Genomic DNA, 10,511 nt, shown 5'->3' with positions numbered 1-10,511 from the left:
ATTTTTTAAATTATTAAAAATTATTATACACAAAAAAAAAAAAAAACAAGTCCCGATGAAAAAGAACTTGTTTTAAGTGCGAAAAATAATCTTTATTTTGTTTTTTAAAAATATTTAGAAAAAGACAGAAATTAAGATATTTATTCGGAACGAAACATCTTGTTTTGAAGATGAAATTTTTTAATATTCGTTAAAATAGAAACAGTAAAGATCAGAGAAGATATAGTTAAAATCATTTTTAAGGAAAAATTCAATAAATTAAAAATTTTTGCTTCTTTAAAATGAAAATCTTTAATTTTATGATTATGAATTTTATTCAACATTTGCGCATGTAAAGTTGGTTTTATTTCGTTTTCAAATAAATGGCCCATTTTATCTTCTGTTAAAACTTGATAATGCAGCCCATCCAACAAACTGTTGTCAGTTATAACTACAATATTTTTCATTTGATGTTTTTCGATTTTATCGAATAATGCAATAGTGGATAAAGGTTTGACAACTTCTGATCTTTTAATATTACGGTAGTGGTAAAAACAAATAGAAAAAGACCATAAAAGGAGGACAATAAACATTATTGCTGTTTTGATATTGCAAAAATTTTTCCATTGTTGAGGTTTAAAGGATAATTTTTGTTTTTGATTAATCCATAAATAAACCAAAAAACCTATTTCCATCAAAGTCAACAGAAAAATCAACAAAACTATCATTTCTTTTTCTTGGTAAAAATCAACATTTATTTTAGATGTTGAATCGTTATTTAATTTTTTTAACTCTTGATTGTAAAGAAGAGAAGTTATCGTTTCTTTGTCTATAGAAGGGTTATTTTGTAATTCATGAGTTAATCGGTCGAATAAAGTTCGGTTAGAAGAAATAATCGCTTTGGCGTCAAAAAAACATTTAGTTAAAATTTCTTTCTTAGTTTCTTCTTTATCTTTGGAGGAAACTAAGTCATACCTTAATATCGCCAATATTTCATCCGCCTTATCATGAGCTTCTTCTAAATCTTCTTGAGTTTTATCAATCCAATCATCATCAACATTTTCACCAGCTTTACCTGCTAAAAGAACAGTTAGTTCTTTTAGCAATCTTTCTTTATTAGCGATATTTTCGTTTTGATTTTTATTAGTTAACACGATTAATTTATTGTTATTATGAGGGACTTTAGACAAAGAACTCATCCAATGGGTTTGTAAAACGCCATTGACTAATATTTTACCCGCTTGATGCAAGGAAACCATCCTTTTTTCATCTATATTATATTTTTTAGTCGTTTTAGATAAACCTAATAAAAGATTTTCTTTTGCTTCTTCAATAACTTGATGGTTGATCGAAGGAAGGTTTTTCTCTATTTGGATTAGAACTGCTATATTTAAAAGTGAATCTAATTGAGACATATTTAGACCTTGCGTTTCTTCAGCTAACTGACGTAAATCTATTTCTTCTAAGAGTTTTTTATTTTTAGCTTTTAATTTTAAAACTGCTTTGCGAGCGTTAATATCAGGTAAACCTACTTCAATTAAATAATCAAATCTTCCTGGCCTTAATAAAGCTTCATCTAAGATTTCTTTTCTGTTGGTAGCTGCAATAACCACCACAGGAACTTTATCAGATTTAGATTTAAAACCGTCCATTTGGGTTAAAAGTTCAATCAACAATTCTTTTTCTTTGTTATTGTTATCATTTCTTTTTCCTCCGAAAGTGTCAATTTCATCGATAAATAAAATACTAGGAGCATTCTTTTTTAAATCTTCAAAAAGTTTTTCCATATTTTTAGCCCCACCACCAATGAAATGAGGCAACAATTCTGTACCAGAAACAGCTTTCAAATTGACTTGAGCTTCTCCGGCGACCGCTTTGGCTAAATAAGTTTTACCTGTTCCCGGAGGACCGTACAATAAAATTCCTTTAGGTGTGTGAGTTCCCGCATCTTCGTATTTTTGAGGATTTTTTAAAAAATCAATAATGATTTTCATCAATTTTTTTCTTCTTCCATGCCTGCTACATCAGAAAAGTTAATGTTTTTACCAACTTTATCAGTTTTATTAGAATCGTTATTGTTAGAAGAGTTATTGTTGGTTGGGGCATCTTGTTTTAATGAAGTGGATGTTTCTTTGATTTTTTTAGGTTTATCTTCTTTTTTTGTTTTTTTAGGTTCTTGTCCTGTTGGATCTCTTTTTTGAGGAACTTTGCCTTTATTCTTGTTTTTTCCTTCTTTTTTCTCTCCTCTAGTTCCTTGTTCTTTTGCATCAACTATTGTCGGTTTGTTGGGATCAGGATTTCCACCAATATCATTTGTGTTTATATTTCTCGGTTTACCTCTACCAGCAACGTAATTGGCATTTATTTTTATCCAAAAAATCGACATTATCATTAAAATACTCAAAATTAGACATGTTTTAACAGTTTTATTCATTTGGAAAAAATCCCTTTCTTCAGGTTTTTGAAAATGATTTGACATAAATAATTTTACAAAATTTATTTTATCTCAAAAAAATCTTTTTATTACCAATTTAAGGATATATTGATGATTTATTTTCCCATGTTATAATGTTTTAAACAATAGAAAGAAACGAGCGCATCAATAAATAAGTTGATAAAAATGGAAAAAGGAAAGTTTTTGTGAAAATTATTTTATTTTTATCTTAAAAATTTATAATATCACACTTTTGAAAATAATTTGGGATTATTTGTTTTAAAGATGGTTAAAATGAGTAAAATCAAAGACAATAATATTTTTTTTACGACGTGATTTTAAAAAAGTTTATTATTTTTAGGGATACTTTTTTTAGATATCAGTAAAAAGCAGTTTTTATTGATATTTTGTCCCTTGTCGTAATGATGTTTATTTAAAAATACACATTAAAGGTTAAAAAATGTTAAAAATAAAAACCATCTTCATTAATTTATTGGTAGGGATTTTATTTTGGACACCTATTTTGATATTTTATCAAAACCAAATGATAAAATCTTTTATCCCTGTTAACAAAAACATTTCTATAGAACCAATTGTCTTAGATTTTGATCCACAAAAAATGATTAATTCTCATAAATTACCCAAAAGTAAAATTTGGAAAAATTATTTAAAAGGTGTTTCTGCTGTCGAAACAGCCGATCAATATGTTAAAAATTTTGTTTTAGTCAATAAAGAGAGCAATATCAAATATAATACTTTAGAGAAAAAATTAATTATTAAAAATATCGATGATTTAATCGATAAAAAAATTTATTTCGCTAGGACATATATTAAATTTAACCCTGGTTTTTACAAATTTAGAGATAGTTTTTCCGTAGGTATTCATTTTTATCTCCATTTAACTAAATCCGCCCAAAATTGTTATTTAATTATGTTAGAGCCAATAACCGACACTCTTTTATAAAAAAAATAGATGATTTTTACATCATCTATTTTTTTTATCTATTAATCATTAATCTTTCTTTTTAAAACTTTTTTCGCTATCTCTACCACTAATAAAGGGCTCATCGATAACATAAAAATGATGAGAAAGTCTCTGCACGATAAATCAGCTAATTGAAAGTTTTCTTTTAAAAAAGGAACGAATAGAATAATCATTTGTAAAAAAACACTAATCAGAAAGAATTTAATTAAAGCCCAGTTGGTCTGAAGCGAAAAAACCGATTTATGTAAATGCCTTAAATTAAAAACATGTACTAATTGCGACAAAGATAAGGCAAAAAAGGCGAAAGTTTGTCCGTATTTCGCTGCTTCCTGAGGATGCAACTTATAACCAATCCAAGCGGCTAAGAAAGTTAATAAACCTAAAAAGAACCCTTCTAAAGCTATTTTATAAAACAAAGTAGGAGTTAGTAAGGCTTTTTTAATATTACGTGGTTTTTGATTCATTAATTCTTTTTCTTTAGGTTCCATACCTAACCCTAAAGCGACTAAAGAATCGGTGACTAAATTAATCCAAAGAATTTGCAAAGCGCTAAGAATAACAAAATCATAAGTGAAAAAGAAATGTCCCAAACAAGTATTTAATAAAATAACAGTTATTTCACCCATATTACAACTTAAAAGAAAAAGAATACTTTTTTTAATGTTTAAAAAAATATTTCTTCCTTCTTCAATAGCGTTTTTAATAGTATTGAAATTATCATCTGTTAAAACGATATCAGCTGTTTGTTTAGTGATTTCCGTACCATTTACGCCCATAGAAATACCAATATCAGCTTGTTTGATGCTAGGAGCATCGTTCACTCCATCACCTGTCATAGCGACAATATGACCTAATTTCTGCCAATATTGCACAATTTTTAATTTTTGTTCTGGTTTAGTTCTAGCATAAACTTTAATATAAGGTAATTTAGTATTCATTTCACTTTCGCTCATTTGTTCCAACATATCTCCGTTAATAGCTAAATCGTGCGGATGTTTTAAAATTTGTAATTCTTTAGCTATCTTTTCGGCAGTATATAAATGATCGCCTGTGATCATAATAGGGATAATAGAAGCGTTGCGACAGTCTTGAATAGCTGCAAAAATTTCTGGCCTAATAGGATCTTGTATAGCAACCAAACCTAAAAAAACGATTTTATTTTGCAATTGGGACAATAATTCATCTAAAGTGATATCTTCTTGCAACCATTCTTCTTGAAAAAAATCAACATAAGCCACACCTAACACTTTATAACCTGTTTGAGTCATTCGTGTTAATTCATTGTTTATCAGATGCTCATTATTTAACTGTTTTTCCTGCATTTCACCTCGGCAATCTACATAGTTGGATAAATTACAGATTATTTCTCCAGCTCCTTTAATAATGATATATTTACGACTTTTTAATCGATGAATAGTAATCATTAATTTATATTTATCGTCAAAAGGAAATTCTTTAAGGCGTATATTTTCTTCTCTTAATAAATTAACATCTATTTGCCATAAATGAGCTAAATCAATAAAAGATTGATCTACAGGATCAGAGATAATATTATTGATCTTGTTATTTTGGTCTTTTTGTGTATTCGCATTATTACATAAGCAACCATATTGAACCAATCTTAAAACATCTTTGGGAAAAGGTAAAGCGCTATTAACCGAAAAAACTTTGTTCGATGTATATAAATGTTTAATATTCATTTTATTATAAGTTAAAGTGCCTGTTTTATCTGTACAAATAACACTCACAGTTCCCAAGATTTCTAAAGTTTTTAAATTTTTAACGATAGCTTTTTGGTTTGCTAATTTTTTAATTCCTAAAATCATAATAATGGTGATAATAGCTAATAAACCTTCCGGAATAACTGCTACCGCCAAAGCGATAGAAGAAAATAAAAAATGTTTTAAAACGGTTAAATCGATTTTTTTGCCAAACCAATAATGTTTCAATAGGTTTAACGAAAAATTGATTATAATTAAAAAAGCGATAATAACACTCAACAATTTAGATAGATGAGCAATATTTTTTTCTAAAGGAGTTTTAGTTGTTTTTTTTATTAAGGTAAATTGAGTAATTTTACCAATCTGAGTCTTCATTCCTGTAGCTAAAACCACTCCTTTGGCGTTGCCATACACCACGACTGTGCTCATGAAAACTATGTTAAAAGCATTAAATAAATTAAAAGGTGGATCGTTATCTTGATGTTTTTTAGCAACTGATAAAGTTTCACCTGTTAACACTGATTCATTAATTTTTAAATGGTTGGATTGGATTAACCTGATATCAGCCGGAACAATGTCCCCGGTTTCTAAAAAAACTATATCTCCTACGACCAGCTCTTCTTGCGAAATCAATTGTTTTTGGTTATTTCTTAAAACTTTACTATAAGGTTTGGTTTTGTTTTTAACCATTAATAATGATTTTTGAGTTTTATTTTCATAAATAACGCTCAAAAAAGCATTAATTAAAACAATGATTAAAATTAAAATACCTTCCAAAATTTCTTCTTTTTGATGGGAAATAAAACCCATTACAAAAGAGATAGCAGATGCTATTAATAAAAGATAAACAAACAAATCATTAAATTGTTTTCTAAATGTTTTCCAAAAGGAAACAGCAACCGGTTCTTGCAAACGATTAAAACCATCTTTTAAACGCTTTTGTTGAACTTTAGTATTATCTAAACCTTTTGCAAAATCGGTATTTAATGCTTTTTCTAATTTTTTGAGATTTAATTGGTAAAATAAGGATTCCATCAACGAGGAAAAACTTTCTAATAGTATTTTTTCATTTTATAGTCATTTTTTTAATTTAATCGTTTTTAACGCATAAAAAAATTTATCATTATCAACGCACAAAAAAAGAAGTTAAAAAAACTTCTTTTAAAATAGATTAAACTTTTTATAATTCTGGTTGTTCTTCAGAGTTTTGAGTTATTTGTTGAACTGGTTCAATTTTAGACACTTTAATTTTAGTAATAACTAAACCGTCATGAGCTAAACCATCAAACTTCCAATTATTATAAATTATTTTAATTTTTTCGTTATTTTCAGGAATTCTTTTAAATTTCCCTAACATAAAACCACTTAAAGTTTCGTAATCATCAATAGGTAAATCTGCTTTTAATTCTTCTTCTATATCGTATAAGTGAGTAGTTCCTTTGATGATATATTCGTGTTCAGAAATTTGGATAATTTCTTGGTTCTGTTTGTCGTATTCATCTTCTATATCACCTAGAATTTCTTCAATTACATCTTCAATAGTGACAATCCCAGCAGTTCCGCCATATTCATCAACTACAATAGCAATATGGTTTTGTTTCAATTGCATTTCTTTAAATAATTCACTAATGTTTTTAAATTCCATTACGTAATAAGCTTTGCGAAGGAAATCTTTAATGTTGAATTGTAAATGGTTTTTATCCACTTTCATTAACCCTTTAAAAACATCTTTTACGTGAACGATACCGATTATTTTATCAATACTTTCCTCATAAACAGGGAATCTTGTGTATTTTTCCGAACAAATCAAATCAGTTAATTCTTCACGAGTAACATCTGATTTAATAGCGATAATTTCTTTTCTATGACGCATTACATCCGAAACTTTGGTTTCATCAAAGTCAAAAATGTTTTGAATCATATTGTTCTCGCTACTATCGATAATACCTTTACGGTAAGAAGTGTTTAGCAAATATCTCAATTCATCTTCAGCTACAGCATCATTTTTTTTATGTGGATCCATTCCTAAAGCATATAAAATAATATTGCTTATCTGGTTCAATAACCAAACGATAGGTTTAGTTATGAAACAAAAAATATTGAACAGATCTAATAAAAAATAAGCTGTTTTCAAAGGAAAGTTTAAAGCTATTCTTTTTGGAGTAATTTCCCCAAAAACAATAGAAACAACAACTAAACCGATTGTGAAATGAATTCCTAAATCATTTTTCAAAAGATAACCTTGAACAAAGGTTAAAATATGAATCATTATCTGAATAACAGATAAAAAATGAGTAGGAGTTTCTTTTAATTTTTTTATTTTTAAAGCTTTTTTAGAACCATTTTTAATTTCTAAATTAATTTTACTTTCGCTTAAAGTTACTAACGAAATTTCGACCGCAGCAAAAAAAGCATTCAACAAAATTAATCCAAAAATCATTATATAAACGTTGAAATAGTCCACTTTAATTTATAACCTCTTTCTTATTTTTCGCACAAGCGAAAAATAGGCTATAAATAGTATTATTTAAATTCTCTGTTAAATCATCATTTTCCATATATCTAAGTAATCAAATCCCCTTTTATTTCCCTTTTTTTACTTTTAGGAAATAACTATTTTTATTCTAACATATAATATGACAAATGTCAAAGCATGTGTGATTTATCCTCAGAAGGATCTTCTTAGGATAAATTAATTTATTAATAAGCTCTAGCAAATAAAACTGTTTGGTTAGCTTTTTTATTGGTTACAGGGCAAATTTCTGTTATTAAAGGTTCATCTAAAATAACTCGAGCGGTAGCGCCTGTCTCTTTTTTAATAATTTCTTCAGCTTCATTTTCATAAACACTCATTTTAATATATCCTGTTTTTTGCAGATGTTCTTTAAATTCATCATAAGTTTTAGCTTGATAAGTATTCTTTGTAACATGATCAGAAGCTTTTTGATACATTTCTTGGTGAATTTTTTTTAATAGAAGAGGTATTGCTTCTAATAAATCTTTTTCAGCCACTTTTATTTTAGTAGAATTGTGTCTGATAAAAAAAGTTAATTCTCCATTTTCTAATTCTTTTTTACTGATTTCTATTCTTAAAGGTATGCCTTTAAGTTCGTGATTACTAAATTTCCAACCTATATTTTTATTTTGTAAATCTATTTTCACTCTATAAGAAGTGCTTAATTGTTGGTATAAAAGGTGCGCTTTTTTCGCTACTTGTTCGTTTTTCATTTGTAAAGGTACAATGACGATTTGTACGGGAGCGATATAAGGCGGCATCACTAAACCTTCGTCATCACCGTGAACCATAATTAAAGCTCCTATTAAGCGAGAAGAAATGCCCCAAGAGGTTTGATGAGCGAATTGTTTTTGCAAATTAGCATCTTGAAAAGTGATCTCAAAAGCTTCAGAAAATTTAGTTCCTAAATAATGCGAAGTTCCAGCTTGTAAAGCTTGTCCATCATACATTAAAGCTTCAATAGAATATGTAACTTCCGCGCCTTTAAATTTCTCTTTTTCGGTTTTTTTGCCAGAAACAAAAGGGATGGCTAACAATTCTTGACCTAATTTTTTATATAAATGTAAAATATCGAAGCTTTCTTTTAAAGCTTCTTCTTTTGTAGCGTGAACTGTATGCCCTTCTTGCCATAAAAATTCTTTACTTCTTAAAAAAGGTTTATTGGTTTTTTCCCAACGAACAACGCTGCACCATTGATTAAATAATTTAGGTAAATCGCGATAAGAAACTATTTTTTTAGCATAATATTGAGAAAATAACACTTCAGAAGTAGGTCTAATAATTAATTTTTCTGGCAGAGTTTTATCGCCTATTTTTCTGATAGTCATTGATTCAGGTGCGAATCCTTCAATATGTTGCTGTTCTTTTTGAAATAAACTTTCTGTAAATACTAAAGGAAAATACACGTTTTGATGGTTAGTTTTGTTTAATTCTTGATTCATAAATTGTTGAATCATTTCCCATAGATAATAACCATACGGCAAATAAATAAAAAAACCTTTGACATCGGAATAATCAATCAATTCTGATTTCAAACAAACATCTGCGTACCATTGACTAAAATTTTCATTACGAAAAGATACTTCTTTGACTAATTTTTTAACATTCATAAATTAGAATCCTTGTTTATAATTATTTTATTAACATTTGCTTATATTAATATTATATAACTTCATAACATTTATGTTAATAATTTTTGAAAAAAAGCTATTTTATCGGTTTTTTCCCATTCAAATAAATCATCTTGTCTGCCAAAATGTCCATCTCTAGCAGTTATTTGAAAAAGGGGTTGTTTTAGTTTTAATTGATTAATAATTCCTTGCGGAGTTAAATCAAAATTTTGTTGAATTGTCTGGATAATTAATGATTCAGGTACTTTATTAGTGTTAAAGGTATTAATAAATAAACCTACTGGTTGTTCTATTCCGATAGCGTAAGAAATTTGTAATTCACATTTATCACAAACACCAGCAGCAACGATATTTTTAGCTAAATATCTCATCATATAAGCGCCACTACGGTCTACTTTAGAAGCATCTTTACCGCTAAAACAACCGCCGCCATGATGAACTTCCCCGCCATAAGTGTCTTGAATAATTTTTCTACCTGTTAAACCAGCGTCCGAATCAGGACCGCCATTAACGAAACTACCAGATGGATTGACGAAAATCTTGGTTTTTTCGTGCATTAATTGAGGATCAATAACTGGTTTGATAACATGTTCTATAATCTCTTCTTTAATTTCTTCTTGAGTAATATTTTTTTCGTGTTGACAAGAAACCACAATGGCTTCTACATAAAGAGGTTTATTGTTTTCATCATAACAAATAGTTACTTGAGTTTTACCATCCGGCCTTAAAAAAGGTAAAGTTTGATTTTCTCTTAATTCTGTCAATTTTAAAGCTAAAGTTTTGGCTAAAAAGAAATTCAAAGGCAAAAAGGTTAGTGTTTCGTTGGTGGCATAACCAAACATTAAACCTTGATCTCCGGCGCCTTTATTTAAAACTGCTTTATTTATTTCTTCTGATTGTTCGTGAGTTAAATTAACGATAGATAATTCATCATAAGAAAAATTTTCGTTTTTTCTGTCATATCCTATTTGTTGAACAGTGTTTTTAATAATCTTTTCTACTTGTTGAGGAGCTAATGTAGAACTAGTTTGAATTTCGCCAAAAATGATAACTTTTTGGCTAGTAACAACTGTTTCGATAGCCACTTTAGCCTCTTGATCTTCGCTTAAATAAGCGTCTAATAAAGCGTCAGAAATTTGATCCGCTATTTTATCAGGATGACCTTTAGTTACTGCTTCGCTACTAAATTTTTTCATTTATTTTCTCCATAAAATTTTTTGTTTAAAATAATAAAAACATATTATAC

Annotated in this window: 7 protein-coding genes; 1 reads left to right on the top strand and 6 read right to left on the bottom strand. The window is 28.1% G+C overall.

Features of this window, described 5'->3' with window-relative positions; genetic code table 11:
- Positions 1-140: 140 nt before the first annotated feature.
- Together RI76_RS02775 and RI76_RS02770 are read right to left on the bottom strand one after the other, a co-directional pair.
- Complete coding sequence (locus RI76_RS02775) at positions 141-1,973, bottom strand: AAA family ATPase (RefSeq protein WP_017192220.1); 1,833 nt, start codon at positions 1,971-1,973, stop codon at positions 141-143.
- Complete coding sequence (locus RI76_RS02770) at positions 1,973-2,371, bottom strand: hypothetical protein (RefSeq protein WP_161598583.1); 399 nt, start codon at positions 2,369-2,371, stop codon at positions 1,973-1,975. The genes RI76_RS02775 and RI76_RS02770 overlap by 1 nt, the downstream gene beginning before the upstream one ends.
- Before the next feature lie 502 nt (positions 2,372-2,873).
- Here RI76_RS02770 and RI76_RS00745 point away from each other — a divergent pair.
- Positions 2,874-3,377 (top strand): hypothetical protein, encoded by a 504-nt coding sequence (locus tag RI76_RS00745; RefSeq protein ID WP_017192218.1) that lies wholly within the window; start codon positions 2,874-2,876, stop codon positions 3,375-3,377.
- Positions 3,378-3,418: 41 nt separating this feature from the next.
- Here RI76_RS00745 and RI76_RS00740 read toward each other — a convergent pair whose 3' ends face one another.
- From RI76_RS00740 to metK, 4 genes are all read right to left on the bottom strand, one after another.
- Entirely contained in the window at positions 3,419-6,154 is a 2,736-nt protein-coding gene (locus RI76_RS00740) for a cation-translocating P-type ATPase (RefSeq protein WP_017192217.1), read from the bottom strand.
- A gap of 145 nt (positions 6,155-6,299) precedes the next feature.
- Positions 6,300-7,583 carry a hemolysin family protein gene (locus RI76_RS00735; protein ID WP_017192216.1) on the bottom strand — a complete coding sequence of 428 codons (1,284 nt, stop codon included), beginning with the start codon at positions 7,581-7,583 and terminating at the stop codon, positions 6,300-6,302.
- A 236-nt stretch (positions 7,584-7,819) separates the two neighbouring features.
- Entirely contained in the window at positions 7,820-9,244 is a 1,425-nt protein-coding gene (gene proS, locus RI76_RS00730; RefSeq protein WP_017192214.1) for a proline--tRNA ligase, read from the bottom strand.
- Between the two features lie 71 nt (positions 9,245-9,315).
- Entirely contained in the window at positions 9,316-10,461 is a 1,146-nt protein-coding gene (gene metK, locus RI76_RS00725; protein WP_017192213.1) for a methionine adenosyltransferase, read from the bottom strand.
- Between the last annotated feature and the right edge of the window lie 50 nt (positions 10,462-10,511).

The sequence above is a fragment of the Milkweed yellows phytoplasma str. MW1 genome (assembly GCF_000309485.1).
Taxonomy (GTDB): Bacteria; Bacillota_I; Bacilli_A; order Acholeplasmatales; family Acholeplasmataceae; genus Phytoplasma.
Note: the sequence above shows the minus strand (reverse complement) of the source record. Positions and strands in the feature narration are given on the sequence as shown.